Annotated in this window: 17 protein-coding genes; 3 read left to right on the plus strand and 14 right to left on the minus strand. The window is 70.5% G+C overall.

Annotation, left to right across the window (positions count from 1 at the left end; translation table 11 throughout):
* Window positions 1-72: 72 nt before the first annotated feature.
* Window positions 73-441 carry an ATP-binding protein gene (locus LO762_RS15615; protein WP_230615714.1) on the minus strand — a complete coding sequence of 123 codons (369 nt, stop codon included), beginning with the start codon at window positions 439-441 and terminating at the stop codon, window positions 73-75.
* Between the two features lie 5 nt (window positions 442-446).
* Window positions 447-800, minus strand: coding sequence for an STAS domain-containing protein (locus tag LO762_RS15620; RefSeq protein WP_230615716.1), 354 nt, complete (start codon window positions 798-800; stop codon window positions 447-449).
* Window positions 801-996: 196 nt separating this feature from the next.
* Here LO762_RS15620 and LO762_RS15625 point away from each other — a divergent pair, with 196 nt between their 5' ends.
* On the plus strand, window positions 997-3,237 hold the full coding sequence (locus LO762_RS15625; protein ID WP_308103952.1) for a DEAD/DEAH box helicase: 2,241 nt from the start codon (window positions 997-999) through the stop codon (window positions 3,235-3,237).
* A gap of 31 nt (window positions 3,238-3,268) precedes the next feature.
* Here the strand turns inward: LO762_RS15625 and LO762_RS15630 are convergent, their stop codons facing one another.
* The 9 genes from LO762_RS15630 to LO762_RS15665 form a co-directional block, all read right to left on the minus strand.
* Window positions 3,269-4,651, minus strand: coding sequence for an Ig-like domain-containing protein (locus LO762_RS15630; RefSeq protein ID WP_230615718.1), 1,383 nt, complete (start codon window positions 4,649-4,651; stop codon window positions 3,269-3,271).
* Window positions 4,652-4,832: 181 nt separating this feature from the next.
* Entirely contained in the window at window positions 4,833-5,237 is a 405-nt protein-coding gene (locus LO762_RS33940) for an Rv3654c family TadE-like protein (protein ID WP_374201566.1), read from the minus strand.
* A gap of 274 nt (window positions 5,238-5,511) precedes the next feature.
* Window positions 5,512-6,042, minus strand: a complete 531-nt coding sequence (locus LO762_RS32600; protein ID WP_308103955.1) for a TadE family type IV pilus minor pilin — start codon at window positions 6,040-6,042, stop codon at window positions 5,512-5,514.
* Window positions 6,039-6,209: a DUF4244 domain-containing protein gene (locus tag LO762_RS15640; RefSeq protein WP_255685990.1), complete on the minus strand. Its 171-nt coding sequence runs from the start codon at window positions 6,207-6,209 to the stop codon at window positions 6,039-6,041. Before LO762_RS15640 ends, LO762_RS32600 begins: the two co-directional genes overlap by 4 nt.
* A gap of 136 nt (window positions 6,210-6,345) precedes the next feature.
* On the minus strand, window positions 6,346-7,737 hold the full coding sequence (locus LO762_RS15645; RefSeq protein ID WP_230615721.1) for a tyrosine-type recombinase/integrase: 1,392 nt from the start codon (window positions 7,735-7,737) through the stop codon (window positions 6,346-6,348).
* A 68-nt stretch (window positions 7,738-7,805) separates the two neighbouring features.
* On the minus strand, window positions 7,806-8,042 hold the full coding sequence (locus tag LO762_RS15650; protein ID WP_308103957.1) for a helix-turn-helix domain-containing protein: 237 nt from the start codon (window positions 8,040-8,042) through the stop codon (window positions 7,806-7,808).
* Between the two features lie 278 nt (window positions 8,043-8,320).
* Entirely contained in the window at window positions 8,321-9,781 is a 1,461-nt protein-coding gene (locus tag LO762_RS33540) for a replication initiator (RefSeq protein ID WP_308103959.1), read from the minus strand.
* 239 nt (window positions 9,782-10,020) lie between these two features.
* Entirely contained in the window at window positions 10,021-10,269 is a 249-nt protein-coding gene (locus tag LO762_RS15660; RefSeq protein WP_230615723.1) for a hypothetical protein, read from the minus strand.
* Between the two features lie 112 nt (window positions 10,270-10,381).
* Complete coding sequence (locus tag LO762_RS15665) at window positions 10,382-10,747, minus strand: hypothetical protein (protein WP_230615725.1); 366 nt, start codon at window positions 10,745-10,747, stop codon at window positions 10,382-10,384.
* 643 nt (window positions 10,748-11,390) lie between these two features.
* Here LO762_RS15665 and LO762_RS15670 point away from each other — a divergent pair.
* Both LO762_RS15670 and LO762_RS15675 read left to right on the plus strand, forming a co-directional pair.
* Window positions 11,391-11,879 carry a hypothetical protein gene (locus LO762_RS15670; protein ID WP_230615727.1) on the plus strand — a complete coding sequence of 163 codons (489 nt, stop codon included), beginning with the start codon at window positions 11,391-11,393 and terminating at the stop codon, window positions 11,877-11,879.
* A 31-nt stretch (window positions 11,880-11,910) separates the two neighbouring features.
* Window positions 11,911-13,260: a hypothetical protein gene (locus LO762_RS15675; RefSeq protein WP_230615729.1), complete on the plus strand. Its 1,350-nt coding sequence runs from the start codon at window positions 11,911-11,913 to the stop codon at window positions 13,258-13,260.
* A gap of 292 nt (window positions 13,261-13,552) precedes the next feature.
* Here LO762_RS15675 and LO762_RS15680 read toward each other — a convergent pair whose 3' ends face one another.
* From LO762_RS15680 to LO762_RS15690, 3 genes are all read right to left on the minus strand, one after another.
* Window positions 13,553-13,924, minus strand: a complete 372-nt coding sequence (locus LO762_RS15680) for a hypothetical protein (protein ID WP_230615731.1) — start codon at window positions 13,922-13,924, stop codon at window positions 13,553-13,555.
* A gap of 847 nt (window positions 13,925-14,771) precedes the next feature.
* Window positions 14,772-15,332 (minus strand): type II secretion system F family protein, encoded by a 561-nt coding sequence (locus LO762_RS15685; protein WP_308103962.1) that lies wholly within the window; start codon window positions 15,330-15,332, stop codon window positions 14,772-14,774.
* A 405-nt stretch (window positions 15,333-15,737) separates the two neighbouring features.
* The gene (locus tag LO762_RS15690) at window positions 15,738-16,412 is read right to left on the minus strand and encodes a type II secretion system F family protein (protein ID WP_230615735.1); all 675 of its coding nucleotides are present in this window, start codon (window positions 16,410-16,412) and stop codon (window positions 15,738-15,740) included.
* Window positions 16,413-16,438 lie beyond the last annotated feature (26 nt).

Raw genomic sequence — 16,438 nt, forward strand, 5'->3', positions numbered from 1 at the left:
GACTAAAAGCGAAAAGGCCCCATAGTTGCGCGGTCGCACCTCGCACTACGGGGCCTTTTCCTGCTGATGGGTTCAGCGCGCGGGCCAGCTCATGGTGAGCGTCGTCCCCTCCGCGGAGGAGGCGATCTCCAGTTCGTCGGCGAGCCCCTTGATGACGGCCATGCTCAGGCCGTCCTCCTCCGCCGGCGCGGCCTGCGCCCGGTCGCTGACGGCGACCGAGAACCGGCCACCGCCCTCGGTCAGGGCCAGCCGGACGGGCTCCTCGGGGCAGTGCTTCTGGTGCGCCTCCACCGCACGCGAGCACGCCTCACCGACCGCCAGGCGCACCTCGTCCAGCAGCGGCTCAGCGACCCCGGAGCGCACCGCGACGGCCCTGGTGACCATGCGCGCCGTGCGCACATGGATCGGGAGCGCGCTGAACGCGACTTCGACGGTGGCCACGACGGCTACTTCGCGCCCTTGCGCTTCTCCCGCGCCTCGTCGATCGAGTCGTGGATGCCGAAGACCTTCGTCAGCCCGGTGATCCGGAAGATCTTGAGAATCCGCTCCTGCGTGCAGACCAGCTCCAGGGAGCCGTCGTGCGCGCGCACCCGCTTCAGCCCGCCGACGAGCACACCGAGACCCGTGGAGTCGAGGAACTCGACCTTCTCCATGTCGACGAGAAGGTGGAACTTACCCTTGTTGACAAGATCGATGAGCTTCTCCCGGAGCTTCGGCGCCGTGTAGACGTCGATCTCTCCCTCCACGTTGATGACGGTGATGCCGTCGTCACTCGTGTAGTCGGTCACCTTCAGGTCCACGGAACCTCCAGCGCATTTGCCGCAATGTAAGCAATGTCATCGGACGTTGCAGCGTTCGCCCGTCGAAATTCAACCACGCTCCAGCGCCGTGTTCACACGAAATCCTCTGTTCGCGCGGTCTGACCTGCCGATCACGGGGCTTTGGGGGTGTCGGAGCGTTCTCCTCTCCCTTCCCACGGTGTCAGACTGGAAACCTGTGTCAGCGCATCATCTTCTCGACGTCCTGCGGAGCGACCCCCGGCGCCGCGGGCGGCTGACCCATGTCCAGACCGTGCCCGCCCGACCGGCCCGCACGGCGCCCTGGCCCGCGTGGATCCCCGCCTCCGTGGTGTCGGCCCTCGACGTCCCCGGGCTGTGGACGCACCAGGCCGAGGCCGCGTCCCTGGCCCACGAGGGCGCGTCCGTGATCGTCGCCACCGGCACCGCGTCAGGCAAGTCACTCGCCTACCTGCTGCCCGCCCTCACCGCCGCCTTCGACGGCGACACCACCCTCTACCTGGCCCCCACCAAAGCCCTGGCACACGACCAGCTACGCACGATCGAGGGGTTCGGCCTCCCTTCCGTCCAGGCGGCGACCTACGACGGCGACACGCCGGGTGAGGCGCGGGACTGGATCAGGCGGCACGCGAACATCGTCCTGACCAACCCGGACATGCTGCACTACTCGCTGCTGCCCTACCACTCCCGATGGTCCTCCTTCCTGCGGCGGCTGCGCCACGTCGTCATCGACGAGGCCCACGGGTACCGGGGCGTGTTCGGCTCCCACGTGGCCCAGATCGTCCGGCGGCTCCGGCGGGTCTGCGCCCGCTACGGCTCCTCCCCCGCGTTCGTGCTGGCCTCCGCGACGGTCTCCGACCCCGCCGCGTCCGCGTCCGTCCTCACCGGGCTGCCGGTGACCGCCGTCACCGCCGACGGCTCCCCGCGCGGCGCGATGACCTTCGCGCTGTGGGAGCCCCCGCTCGTCGAGGGCGACGTGCGGCGGCCCGCGCCCGCCGAGACCGCCGACCTGCTCGCCGACCTCGTCGCGGCCGGCGCCCAGACGCTCGCGTTCGTCCGGTCGCGGCGCGGCGTCGAGACCGTCTCGCTCACCGCCAAACACGCCCTGGCCGAGGCGGCGCCCGAACTCGCCGAACGCGTCGCCGCCTACCGGGGCGGCTACCTGCCGGAGGAGCGCCGCGCGCTGGAAGCGGGCCTGCGGTCCCGCTCCCTGCTCGGCCTGGCCACCACCAACGCGCTGGAACTCGGCATCGACGTCTCAGGGCTGGACGCGGTGCTCGTCTGCGGCTGGCCCGGCACGCGCGCCTCCCTGTGGCAGCAGGCCGGCCGCGCCGGACGCGGCGGACAGGACGCGCTCGCCGTCCTCATCGCCCGCGACGACCCCCTGGACACCTATCTCGTCCATCACCCCTCCGCGATCTTCGGCGCCCCCGTCGAGGCGACCGTGCTGGACCCGGCCAACCCGTACGTCCTGGAACCGCACCTGTGCGCGGCGGCGGCCGAGCTGCCCCTCACTCCGGACGATCTCACGTTGTTCGGCCCGTCCGCTCCCCAGCTTGTGGATAACCTCGCGGCGCGCGGAGTGCTGCGCCGACGACCCGCCGGATGGTTCTGGACGCACCGGGAACGGCCCCAGGTCGACCTGCGCGGCTCGGGCCCGACCGTGATCCAGGTGGTGGAGGCGGCGACCGGGCGGCTGCTCGGCACCGTCGACGAGGCAGCCGCGCACAGCACCGTGCACGAGGGCGCCGTGTACGTCCACCAGGGCGAGACGTTTGTGGTGGACGTGCTCGATCTGGACGACTTTGTCGCGCTCGTCACCCCCGCGACGCCCGACCACACGACCGACGCCCGCTCCCTCACCGACATCCGGGTCCTGGAGGAGGAGCGCAAGACCGAGTGGTCACCGCACGCGAGCCTGCATTTCGGGACGGTCGAGGTACGCCGCCAGGTCGTCGCCTACCGGATGCGGCGCCGCGCCACCGGCGAGATCGTCGGCGAACACCCGCTGGATCTGCCCGAACGTGTCCTGCGCACCAAGGCCGTCTGGTGGACCCTCGCCCCCGAACTCCTCGCCGCCCACGACGACTTCGACGCCCCGGGCGCGGCGCACGCCGCCGAGCACGCCTCCATCGGCCTGCTCCCCCTGTTCGCGACCTGCGACCGCTGGGACATCGGCGGCGTCTCCACCGAACTCCACCCGGACACCTCGCGCCTCACCGTCTTCGTCTACGACGGCCACCCGGGCGGCGCCGGCTTCGCCGAACGCGCCCACGCCTCCGCCCGCCCCTGGCTCCAAGCCACCCTCGACGCCATCCGCGCCTGCCCCTGCGACCACGGCTGCCCCTCCTGCATCCAGTCCCCCAAATGCGGCAACAACAACGACCCCCTCTCCAAACCCGCCGCCCAAACCCTCCTCACCCACCTCCTCACCCCCTGATCGGGCGCGGGGGCGTTGGGCTGTTCGGGGGTTAGCGGCGGCGGAGGCCGCGGCGGGGGCGGGGGTGTTCGAGGACCTCGGTGAGGTTGGCGGAGGAGGACTCGGACGGGGTGTCGGCTTCGCGGGGGGTGGCGATGTCGATGAGGGCGGCCAGGGCCGCGTCGTACTTGGGCTCGGGCTGCTCGTCGGCCGCGGTCGCCTGGTCCGGGGTGTTGTCGGCGGGGAGGGGGCGCGGGGTGTATTCGAGGTTGAGTTCCTCGACGAGTTCGCCGTCGGGCGTCTCCAGGACCGTGGTGTCCTGGACGGGCTCAGGCTCGGGGGCCGCCTTGCGCCTGCGGCGGCGCGAGGACTTGGCGTCGGCGGGCGCGGAATCACCGCGCGCGGCGGCCATGGCGGCGGCGATGTGGCGGCGGCTCGCCTCGACCCGGGCGTGCGCCGACCCCGGCACGACGTGCGCTCCGCCCGCCCCGTCGGCCCGCGCGGTGCGCAGCCGACGCGTCCACGTCCCCAGATGCGCGGCGCACAGCAGCAGCACCAGGGCGATGGCCAGGCTCTTGCCCCACTGGAGGCTCTCCGCCGCGACGGTCCCCGAGGCGTTGCCGCCGTCCAGCATGATCATGTCGGCGGGGGCGGCGGCCTCGGGCGTCGGGTAGAAGTCGCCGACCGACGGCTTCTCGTCGTCGAACGCGTCGTCGTTGGGCGCCACGGACGGGTAGACGGGCGGCTCCGCCGGGGGCCGGTAGTCGAAGTCGGGAACCTGCGGCGGCGGCCCCGCCGCGTTCCCGCCGCCGCCCGGGTTGTTCGGCGTCTGGACGGTGCTGACCCGGACCGTCCGGGAGGAGGCGCCGGACGCCGCGGCCCCGGACCGCTTGGCGACGACGCTCACCGTCGCCTTGCCGCTGGCCGTGCCCGCCGCGGAGAACGTCGCCGAGCACTGGGCGCCGCAGGAACCCGCCGACACGTTCTTGGTGCCGAGGTCGCCTGAGACGGTGTAGCCGGTCAGGTCGGGCTCGTCGCCCTTGTTCCAGCGGACCGTCACCTTCTTGCCCGACGCCGCGACCGTCAGCCCGCTCGGCGTCGCGGCCGGGACCGCCATCTTGAACGTGCTCGACGCGGCGTCCCACGGGAGCAGGGCCTCGAGCCTGACGGTGTGCGAGCCGTTCGGCTCGGTCCTGCCGTCGAGCGTGTAGGTGAGCGTCTGGTTCCTGCCCTGCGCGACGGGGCGGCCGTCCACGTAGAGCGTGCCCCCGGCCGGGGCCGTCCTGACGCTGATCGTCACGGTCGGGGAGGTGATGACCGATCCGTTCGCCGGCGAGATCTTCGGTGCGGCGGCGGCCGCGCCCGCTGCCTGTACCGGCGCGGCGCCCAGTACGGCGAGCAGCGGAGCCACCAGCAGCAGCGCCCTGACCCTCACGCGGCGACCCCTTCCGTCACGCCCGGTACCTGGCCGCAGCGTATCCGACCGTTTCGTGGCGAAAGTCACAGAAAGGTGACGACTCGGCACGCCGCCCCTCATCTCCGCATCGGCCATCAGCCCACCATCCCGCCCCCACCGACGCATTTCCACACCCCCCGTAATGAAAGATCCCCCGATTTCACGCACTTCCCCTACAAAACCCACCGTCGCCCGCCGCGACCGCTCCGGTCCACATCCCGCCATCCACGGGAATCGTCCCGGCCCGCGACACCGCCCGAGCCCGCAACGGCAACGCCCCGAACACCCCGCGCACCCTCCGCGAGACCGCCACCTCCACCACCACCCCCTCCCCGGGCCCACCCCAGGTCCGACACCCGTCCAGGACACCCCCGTTCCACCCAGCCACCCTCCCCGCCACCAGGCACCCGTCCTCGTACCCCCGCACCACCCTCCCCGCCGCCGCCAACGCCGCCAGATCCGCCGCCATCTCCACCCCTTTCCGCTCCGCCCGCACACCCCCCACCCCCACCCCCACCACCGCCACCCCCCAGACCACCCCCATCACCCCAACCCCCCAAACCACCCCACCCCCCTTCCCCCACTCACCCAACCTCCCCCACCTCCTCTCCCTCCTTCAGGTTGTCCGACTCTGCACTGTCGCCCGCCACTGCGTCGCGGCCCGGCACTGCGCCGTGGCCCGACACCGCGCCGTGGCCCAGCACCGCGTCGTGGCGCCCAGCACTGCGCCGTGGCCCAGCACTGCGCCGTGGCGCCCGGCGCTGCGTCGTGATCCGGCACTGCGCTGTGGTCCGGGCGGTCGTCATGCGCGATGGCTTGCATTGGCGGGCGCGTGTGGGTCAGGGGCTTCGTCGGTGCTGTCGGTTGGGTCGGGTGGGTCGGGCAGGTGAGGTGGGTTGGGCAGGCAGGGCGGGGGGTGGGTTGGGTGGCGTGGCTCTGGGTGTTGGTGGGCGCGGTGTTGGGGCCTGGGGGTTATCCGGTGTTGTGGGTGGGTGGGTGGGTGGGGTTGGGGTGGGTGGTGGGGGGAGGGGTGGGGGTTCGGTGAGGGCTTCGGCGGTGAGGGTGAAGGTGAGGGGTGGGAGGGGGAGGCGGGCGGGTGGGGGGTAGGTGGTGGTGAGGGTGATGCGGGTGGTGTCGGGGGTGTGGGTGAGGGTGACGGTGGAGTTGGGTGGGGCGGCGTTCAGGATGCGGGCGCGGACTCGGTCGGGGGGTTCGCCTCGGGCGGCGGCGCGGGCGCCGGTGTGGACGGCGTCCACACAGGTGAGGCGGACCGTCGCCGCCGCGACGCCCCAGAGGGCGACGGCGGCGACGGCGAGGAGCGCGGGGAGGGCCAGCGCCGTCTCGACGGTGGCCGAACCCCGGCGGCTCACCCGGCCAGGGCCAGCGCCCTGTCGATGATCGCTAACACCAGCTCCTGGACCCGTTCGCTGGATACGATCTTGAACAGGACGCCCGCGAACGCCGCTGCGGCCACCGTTCCCACCGCGTACTCGGCGGTGGTCATGCCCGCGTTCCGTCGACCTCGCCACTCGCACATCCGACCTCCAGGGGGTTCGGGCCGGACCCGTCGTCCGGCACACCCCCAGCATCCACAAAACCCGTCAAGATCGTTTAACAGCCTGTGGAGAACTTGGTTTGTTGCTGTTGTAGGTCGTTGGCCTGGGGTTATGTGGTTATGCGGCTTGGAAGAGGGGGATTTGGTCCGTGATGGGGCCGTGGGGGGTGTTTGTCCTGGTGAGGGTGTGGATGGTGGCGTCGGTTGAGGCCAGGCGTTGGAGGGCGGCGTCTATGAGGGTGTTGCCGAGTTGTTCTTGGCCGTGGAGCCAGTGGGCGTAGGTGGTGTTGAGCATGGCGACGCTGTGGCCGAGGCGGCGTGCGACTTCGGGGGCGGGGACGCCTGCGTCGAGGAGCATGCTTGCGTTGCCGTGGCGTAGGTCGTAGGGGCGGGAGGCGAGGTTGAGGGCTTTCTCGTCGTCGGTGAGGACGGTGTCGCGGGCTTTGGTCCAGATCGGGCCGTAGAGGGAGACGGGGATGTGCTGGTGGTCGTCGGTGCGGACGTCCCAGAACAGGCGTCCGTCCGGGGCTGTCCCGTAGGTGGTCAGGTGTGCTGTGAGGGAGGTGACGAGGATCGGGGGGATGGGGACGATGCGCACATCGTCTTCGGATCTGTGTTTGAGTTCGCGGTCCTCGAAGCGGTCTTCGCCGTCGGTCCAGTCGGCGGAGACTTCGGGGGTGCTTCCGGCGAGCGTGAGCCGGCCCCAGCCGGTGGTGGGCAACTGGCAGTCGATACGGCGTAGGTGGCGGATCTCGGCGGGGCGCATGCCTGCCCAGTACAGGCAGTCGAAGAAGGCCCGCAGGTGGAGGGCTTGCCGGGTGGCTTGCGCGGTGACTGCGTCGAGGAGGCGGAGGGCTTGGGGGGTGTTGGGGACGTGGCGTGGGTTGACCCGGTGTGCTGTGCGTTGTCGTTTGATGCGCAGTCCCTGGACGGGGTTGGTGGTGAAGATCTCGCGTTCCACGGCGTAGGCGAGGCAGCCCGACAGGGCGGTGCGGCGGGTCCGGACCGAGGACGGCTTGAGCTGCTGCCTCTTGACGCCGCGTCCCAGGTCGTCCAGCAGCGGCCGCAGGACATCGCTGTGCCCGAGATCGACCAGGGGGCGGGAGGCCCGGTCCAGCCAGGCGAGCGCGTCGGCTTCGGGTGCGGGCACGGGGCCGTTCCAGGACGGGGGGCGTAGGGCGTAGTGCCGCAGCGCCTTCCGCAGCAGCTTGTCAGCGGGGCGGTTCCGCAGGGGCCGCAGGGTGGCGAGGATGACGGGGATGATGCCTTCTACGGCGCTCTTGCGGCTGTTGGGGGACACATCGGCGTCATCCCACTTCGTCTTGATCCACGCCCGCGTGTGCGCGAGGACCGTTTCCCCTTTCCGTGCCCATGACACCGGCTCACCGGTGATCAAGCTGAACTCCTCACCCAGGTTCGCGGCCTTCAACAGCGCCTTGCGGTAGTCGCCCGCCAGCTCTTCGGTCGAGAAGGACTTGCCCTTCTCCCGGCCGCACACGATCCATCGCACCTGAAACGGCTTGCTACGCGCCCGCTGGCGGACCTTCCAAATAGTGACCTCTTGTGTTTCCATCTCTCCTACTCCGGGGGATTGTTCTCGAATTCCGAATACCATTTTTCCAGGTCAGAACGCCGAATCCTAATCACCCCGTTCGGCAGCTTCGCATATCTCGGACCCCGCCCGGTCCGCAGCCACCGATACACCGTCACAGGCGACAAGCCCAGCTCAGACGCCATATCATCCACCGACAGAAACGTTTTCGACCCCACCACGACACCCCTTTCACCGACCGAACCAGAGCCTTGCGGAACCACCCACAAAACCCAGAGCGAGAATGGCCGGGTACGGACATTCCGCCGACCATAAACGCGAAAACAATGGTTGCGTTAACAGCACCGATCAAGATCATCAAGGTTGTTGCCGGGCGCCGTCCCACAAGCCCCCGCCCGCCGCCCTTGGATGGACGCCACTGCGTGGCGGCTCATTGCCGGGGCCTTCGGCCCGGTCCTGTGTGGACGCTGCGCGGCCTTCTTTGCCGGGCGCACCCGGTAGCCGACGGTGCGGCTGTGCGTGCGCGAGGATCTGAGGGCGGTCACCGGGCGGGCTCGCCGTCATCGACCATCCGTACCGGGGTCACGTCGTGGTATCTCATCGCCCGCCGGACGGTGGCGGCGTCGCGGGCGAGTTGTTCGGCCAGGAGGGCGTCACCCGGGCTCGCGTGGCCGATCCCGACCAGCCGCCAGTCACCCACCACCACCGTGTCCGGGTCGGCTGTCCACACGTCCCCGCCGTTGCGCTGCGCCCGCCACGCCCGCCGCACCTCACCCAGGGCCTTCATCGTGGTGGAGTACAGGCGGCTCTTACTGGCGTGGTGGCCCCGGTAGCCCAGCGTGTGCACGTGCTCAGCCAGCCGCAGCCCTTCACAGGCCGGGTGGTCGGCCAACCGCAGGCAGGTACCGGCCAGCATCAACACATGCCAATGCACCCGCTTACGCCGCAACCGGTCCAACGTCCGGCCACCGAACCGCCGCACCGGCAGGCCCGGAACCGAGTCCGACGCCGTCTTGGTCGCGTACTTCGCCAAGTACGCCGCCGCCCGCCGCGCGTCATCGACAGGCCGCACGTCCACCTGACCGCCCCACGTCGCGGCCCGCTCGATCCCGTCCGGGGACGGCAACCCCACCCGCACCGCATCCGCCGCCTCCCGCACCGCCGCCACCAACAGCTCCCGCGTCGCCCATACCGGAGGAGCCGTCACCTCGCTGTCCGGGCCCCGCCCGTCAAGGCGGATCACCGCGTGCAGGTGAACGGCCGCCCGGCGCTGCCACTCAGCCACCCGCACGTAGCTGAACCGCAGCGCCCTTCCGACTTCGCGGACCGAACGATGCCGCCCGGTCAACTCCAACGACAGCCGCGAGACGGCCCGCGCGAGTTCGACCGTGGTCCGACGCCACAACTCCGGCACCGCCGAATGCCACAACACATGACCCACGTAGTCATAGCAGTGGACGCACAACGCCGTCCCCACCACCACATCCCCCCGCTGATGACGCGCGTTACAGAAACGCGGATACCCATGCACACAAACAGGCCGCGTCCGACGAGCCCGACACGAACCATCCGCACGCACCGTGTGCACCGAGCCGAACGACGGCGCGGTCAACGTCGCGAACACCACCGGACCACCCGACACCCCCGCCACACCCACAGCCCCCGCCCACTCATCACCCCCGCCACCCCCGCCACCGTCGCCATCACCGCGCAGACCGGCAGCGACCACATGCCACAGATCCCGCCGATAAGTCTCCGCACACGGAGGACACACCGCCGCCCGCCGATCCCCGCACGCGACGAGCAGCACCCCGTCCGGACGGCCCTCCGTCGAGACCTCCCGAACCACCTCACCCGTCCCCACATCAACCGCCGCCGCACCCCCACGCAACCGCACAGGCCGCACACAATGCCCCGCCCGCTCCACCCCATCCGCCCACGCCCCGAACTCCCCGCTCAACCGCCGCGCCCACATCTGACCCTCAGCCGACAACCCGCCCATCCCCACCGGCACCTCCCCGTATCCCGACCACCGCCATACTCACCCGACCAGGGGGGCGTTTAACAAGGCGCATAACCAGGTGAATCCAAGGGGCGTCTGAGGGGCGTAAAAGAGGGGGCCTAAGGGGGTGTTTAACGGGTATCCGCAACGAAACCCCAGGTCACACTCGCTCTCGGTGGAACGAAGGAGAGGCACCCCCACAACTTGGCGGATGCCTCCCCAGGCAGGGCGCGAACCGGCTACACCAACGCCAACGCCACCAGCGCGTACCGCGCCTGCTCATCGACGTCCAGCGCGTCGGGATCCCTGCCGTCATGACGGGCAAGAGCCCCGATCAGAGCCGCCATGCCGTCACGGTAGCCGTCATAGGCCGAAGCCAAGCCGGAAGGCCATTCCTCACGCGGCACCTCCCACAACGCCCCGTACTCCCACCCCGACCCGGCCAACGCACGGCGGAGCACCTCAACGGCGTCACGGGCTCGCGCCACCGGCCCGTCCAGTGGCCTCACCGGCCCGCCCGCAGGTACACCACCAGCGCCACGGCCGCCAGCACCCACAACAGGACGCCGATCACGACCGCCGCCACCGTGTCCGCGCCGCTCACGACGCCCCCGCGCCCGACCCGTCCGGCCCGGACGCCGCCCGCCCGGACGCCACGAGAAGACGGCTCAGCGTGTCCCGCAGCACGGCCGCCTGATCCAACGTGAACGTCGTCTCGCCGGTCAGGACCCCAGCCAGCTCCCACACCGGCGTTTGCAGGGCAAGGGTGATGACGTCGCCCTTCTCCAGGTCCCGCTCAAGGAACACCAACAGCGGCTCCCCGTCAGGAGTCAGCGCGGGCACGTCCGCGTACGGCCCGTAATGCGACTCATCATCCGGATGCGGGTTCGTGCACCACACCGGGCAGCCCGGCGGCACGGCGGGAGCCGGGACGAGCGACAAAGCGGGGATCTGACGTGACGGCAAAGCACTGTTCCTCTCGTCATCGGAATCGTTGGTGGTGACGCGGCCGGTGTGGTCGGTGGGTTCGCAGCTCACCGGCGACGCCAGGACGCGAGCGACGAACCGTCCCGACCTTGGAAATCCGCCGACCCCGCGACGGCCGGAGACGTCGGCACGAATGCGGACGGAATGCCGCACCGGTCGATCCCAGGAGCGGCGGCGTGGGGCAGCGGCGGCACGTCCGAGTGGCGCGGCGCTCCGATGCGCGTCGGCTCGGATGGCGAGAAGGAACGGGGCATCGGCTGGTGCGTCCGGCGGTGCGGAGTGGCCGACTCGCGAAGCAGGGCCTCCAAGTCACCCAGCGTCCCGGCCTCGATCAACCGGCCGCCGACCAACGCCCAGTAGTGCCGCGTGGCCTCTCCGAACCACATCAAAACACCCTCGTACCGGGCACGCAGGCCCAGCAGGGTAAGCCCGCCGTCATCCGCCCGAAAAGCCGGGTACCGCACCGGGTGGCCACTAATATGGACCATGGATCAGACCTCCCGTGTCTGGTCAAGGTCCCGGCCGGTGGGTGAGATCACCGTGTCCGGGGCCGTTCTGTCGTCAACAGGCCAAGGAGGCCCGCCCGCTAACGAGTAGACCCGTCAGGCGAGGGCAGGGACAGATGACATCCGATGACATTGGGGCCAACGCGATAACGCAGACAGTGACAATTACCGGCACACGCGATGTCGGCCATCGCCCGGTCAGGGACTACGCCGCTGTTTTCGGTCAGTTCGTCCGACCGTTCGCCCCGCCGTCTGCGACGTTCCACGTTGGCGGTGCTGTCGGTATCGACTCACTTGCCTTGCTCTGGCTCGCGGAGGAGACTGGCGCGCGAATCGTCGTCGTGGTACCGGCATCGCTTGGAGATCAGCCTGACGAGGCGCGAAGGGCGGTAGCCGCCGCCGAGCGGCTCGGAAGGCTGGACGAACTGGTCGAACTCGGGCTAGAGACCCGGACGGCGGGCTATCACTCGCGTAACCGATGGATGGTGGACCGCAGTTCGTTCGTCATCGGATTTCCGCTGTCCGGGACCGAGGCTGGAGGGACCGGCTACACCCTGGAATATGCTAAGCGGCTCCACAAACCTCGGCTAATCGTCCCCGTGTGACCCGATCCGGTGGTTCACTGCTGAGGTGAGCATGGAACGGCAGACCTGCGCACAGACGCTTCGAAGGCTACGTCTCTCACGCGGGTGGTCCTGGTCGGACGAAGCGCGGGTCTTGCGCGGACTGGCACAAGCGCTGCGTTTTCAGCGGCTGGCCATGAACAACCCTTCCAGTATCCAACGGACCATCGCCCGGTGGGAGAGCGCGGCCACTGTGCCCAACGAGCAGTACCGGATACTGCTCGCGCACGCCTTCGCCCGCACTGCGACGGGGGAATCCTCGCTCGGTCCTGGATCGGATTTCGACGCGCTGCTCTCTGCTTTCGCGGGAGCGGGAGTGAGCACCGAGCAGCTTGACGAGCTGAGAACATCTGTAGCGGTCTCCCTCACCCGTACAGGAGTAAACCTACTCGCGTTCGTAAGCGAGTCACTGCAAGGGGCTCTCGCGGGTGCGCTGGCCGATCCGGCGCGGATGGCCCCTGCGCTTCTTGGTGACCTGGCCGCCAGCAGCGAGGCAGTCGGCGCTCAGATAGGTTCGGTCCCCTTCGCTCGCCTCCACTTGGCGCAAGCCGCAATTGTTGACGTCTGTCGGAGGCTGTTCAGCGGGCCGATCCCCGACGAACACCGACCTCGGCTTGCGGAGGTCACCGCTTCCGTCTTCGCCCAAGCCGCCCGCCTTGCGTTCGAGACGCACGATGACGCTTCCGCCCTCGCTCTCTATGCGGAAGCTGTCTCCGTCGCTGGAGCCTCCGCAGACACCACTTGCCGCGCCCTCATACGCACCAGTCAAGCCATGGTCGTTCACTACGCGACCGGCGACCTCTCGCAAGCCCAAGCGATCGCCGACCAAGCCGTACAGGACGCACGGCGAGTGCCCAACGCCCCGCTGCAAGCCCGCGCCTACGCTCTCCAAGCCGAGATGGCAGCCCGCACCGGCAGACAGCGAGCCACAGCCGAGAACGCTTTGCGCCTCGCTTGGCGCGCCCTGGACCAGGACACCGCTAACGATCCCGGACAAGGCGTCTTCTCCAAAGGACGTCTACGCGGCTTTGAAGGCGTCTGCGGAATCTTCCTCGGCAGTGCCGAAGAAGCCGAGAGACAACTAGCCAGATCAGCCCAGACGCTCACTCGCCCCCGTGACACAGTCCAACGCGCGATCGTCCTCACCGACCAGTCGCTTGCCCGGCTCAACACCGGAGGACCCGGCGCAGCCGAGAGCAGCGCGACCATGCTCCACGAATGCGTGGATCTCATCGCCGCGACCCGAGGGCGCGTCCCGTCACAACGACTTCGACAAGTTCGGCTCTCCTTGCGTCCATGGCGCACAGAATCCTTCGTCGCCGACCTTGACGACCACATCCACACCTCCCTCATCGGCGTCTGAGCTGACATGACCCCGGTGTGTGAGGGTTTCCCCTACAGGATCAAGGGACCGCCGCTTACGCGGCGGTCCCGGACCACGCCCTGACGGGCCACCGCTAGCGTCGCTCCTGAAGTCCCAGGGGACACCGGCCCGCAGACCGACACCCACCTCGCCCCTGCCCGAACGTGCGCCCGGACAACAGCAGGGACCAACCGTCAACGATCCAGGGCAACCCACACGCGGTCAGCCACCACGAACACGCCGCCGCCCTCCTGAAAGCTCCACCAGGCGTATGACGAATCCTCTTCATAGATCAAGGAGCATCACCGCCAGGACGAGCGGGAAGCCCCATCCGACGAGCCCGCATCCTCAGCGCGCCCCACTGCCGCCCGAGCGCTTCCGTCATGACCTTGATCTCCTCCCCCCGCTCCCACATCTCCCGCAGCGCCGCTTCCTCCTGCTCCGTCCACGCCCGATATGCCTGACCCCGCGTCTGCCGGATCGCCTGCACCAGATTCCGAGGCAGGTCCCCCGACGTGAGGATCATCAGCTCAGAAGCCGGGACGTTGATGACCCGCTCATCACCCCGAAGACCGATCACATGGTCGAGTTCGATCTCCGCCTGCGTCCGCTGCTCCCCACCCACCCACTGAGCCGAACCGAACATCGCCTTGAACGTCGCCACCGTCGCCTCCCAAGATCTGCTGTCCCACGCCAGTCTCTCGACCGCGACTCAGCCCGCCAAGTCCTGTCAGCGCCCGCGCGACGGTCTGAAAAGCCGCGTCGAGGACGAGAGCGGCGACCTGAACGCGACGCGAGGACCAGCGACCGCGCACCCCGCCACCACCCCTACCCCGAAAGGGATCGCCCACGACCCCGCACGCCGACCGCCGAGGCGATCCCCCAGACCGGAGCCCCCGGACTCCGTCTACCCAAAGGCGGACTGCTCCAGGAGCGAATACCGGTAGCCGAGTCCCGCCCCGCCCGCACACGCGCCCCACCGCCGCCTACCCTGCCCTTGGTTGAGGCATCCGACCACCAACAGGGGCTCCCGCCCCCGCACCCCCGGCACCACCCACCCCACCGGCCGCCTCCCCAACCGAACACGGGCGCGCGACCCTCACCCCACACACGCACCAACCAGCGCGCCCAACCCCCCACCCCAGCGCACCCCACAACGACCCAGACCACAGACGCAGCCCCAAAACCACGGGCTATGCCGACCTTCCCCGCCACCCGGACCCAACATCACCCGCCCTGGACCGAACCCACACCCCGCAACGCCCTGACCTGCACAAACAGACCCGAAATCTGGTCCGTGACTGGACCGCACACAGCGATCACCACCGACCGAACACGACCAAACACGACCAAGATCACCCAACCGGAAGACAAACCCCCAGCTCACAGCAACACCCCCCGGACAAGGAGAAGCGGCCCCGAACACCTCCGGAGCCGCTTCACCGTCAAGTTTCCCTGTGGATAACTTCCGGACCGCTTGACAGCGCGGGGAAATCGGGCGGTGAGCCACGTCAGGGCAGGGTGATGCCGGCGGCGATGCCCGCGATGGACGGAACAACACCGAGCAGGACGAACGCGGGCAGAAAGCACAGCCCGAGCGGGGCGACCGCCTTGATGCCCGCGGCGCGCGCCCGCAGATCGGCGGCGGCGGCCGCGGCGGCGCGCTGGTCTCCGGCGAGCCGGGTCAGGACGGGGCCGAGGGGCGCGCCGGTGCGTCCAGCCCGTGCCGCCGCGCGGGCGAGCGGCGCGAGCGCGGGTTCGGCGGCGCGCGCCGCCCACGCGTCGGCGGGGTCGGCGCCGAGCCGGATCCGCGCCGACACCGCCTCGAACTCCTCACCGACCGGCCCGCCGAGCGCCTCCCCCACCGCCTCGACGGCGTCCGGCCAGGACACCCCGGCCCTCAGACACGCGGCGAGCAACTCCACCGCCATCGGGAGGTCTGACTCCAGCCGCCGCCTACGCCGCACCACCTCGACGGGCTCCCGCCGCCCAGCCCACCACCCGCACCAGGCCCCCGCCCCCACCCCCGCGACAACCCCGACGATCCCCCCGAAGAACAACCACACCGCCACCCCTACTCCACCTGCAAGCCCCCACCGCCCCACTCCCCCACGCCGACCCACCCGCCCCGGCCTCCGCCCCCCTTCCAACACCCGAACCAGCCGCCGCCGCGAAACCCCACCCCGCACACCCATCACCATCTCTTCCCCTCAAACCAGCAGTTCTCTTCCCACCCGACAAACCAGGCACCCCCGCAGCCCCGCCACCCGGCCACCCGCAGGCCCACCACCCGCAGCCCCGCCACCCGTAGGCCCGTCACCCGTAGGCCCGTCACCCGCAGGCCACACCCCGATCAGGCGCCTGCCTGGCCCCACGAGCGGCACCGCCGAGCACGAGGATGCCCGGAGGGGGGCGTGGCCGGGTGTGGGAGAGGGTCGGCTGTCGGCAGAGGGTGTCGGGCATGGGTTCGGCGTTGGTCAGGGGGATTCGGCGGTGGTGGCTATGCGGGAGGTCCAGAGGAGGCCGAGGGTGTTGAGGGTGAGGGAGGACAGGAGGCAGAGGGCGCCGGGGAGGGTGGTGAAGAGGAAGACGAGGGGGTTGGCGCCGAGGGACCAGGACATGGCGAGGCCGAAGGCGGGGAGGACGGCGAGGAGGCGGGCGGTGGTGCGGGCCCCGGCGAGCTGGGAGCGGATCGCGGCGCGGTGCGCGCGCTCGTCGCGCAGGCCGGAAGCGAGGCCGTCCAGGACGGGCGCGAAGGCGGCGCCGCGTTCGACGCCGATGCTCCAGCAGGCGGCGAGCAGGCGCAGGCCGTCGGCGCCGGGACGGTCGGCGCGCTCGCGCAGCGCCTCCGGGACGTCGGAGGCCGCGGGTACCCCCGCGAGGGCCTCCCGGAGCGGTGACGGGAGCGCCGCCACCGCCCCGGCCAGCGCGTCCTCGGGCGTCCGCCCGGCCACGAGTTCCGCGGCCAGCCCGTCGCACAGCTCGACGACGCCGGAGGCCCACGCCCCCGCGCGCGGACGCCCGCCCCGCAGCGCCGCGACGGCCCGCCCCCACGACGGCCCCGCCCGCGCCCGTCCCGGCCGCTCCAACGCCGCGAGCCGCCGCGCCGACACCCCGGCGAGCACCCCGCCCCGCCGTCCTCCCCCACTCACGCCGCCTCCCTCACATCCCCGCCTCC

Source organism: Actinocorallia sp. API 0066, assembly GCF_020991275.1.
Lineage (GTDB): Bacteria > Actinomycetota > Actinomycetes > Streptosporangiales > Streptosporangiaceae > Actinocorallia.

Bases quoted from the DNA above. Each gene is read 5' to 3' on its own strand.
- LO762_RS15640 (WP_255685990.1), bottom strand. From the start codon at position 6,209: ATGTGCGAGTGGCGAGGTCGACGGAACGCGGGCATGACCACCGCCGAG.
- LO762_RS33540 (WP_308103959.1), bottom strand. From the start codon at position 9,781: ATGGGCGGGTTGTCGGCTGAGGGTCAGATGTGGGCGCGGCGGTTGAGC.
- LO762_RS15670 (WP_230615727.1), top strand. From the start codon at position 11,391: ATGACATCCGATGACATTGGGGCCAACGCGATAACGCAGACAGTGACA.
- LO762_RS15675 (WP_230615729.1), top strand. From the start codon at position 11,911: ATGGAACGGCAGACCTGCGCACAGACGCTTCGAAGGCTACGTCTCTCA.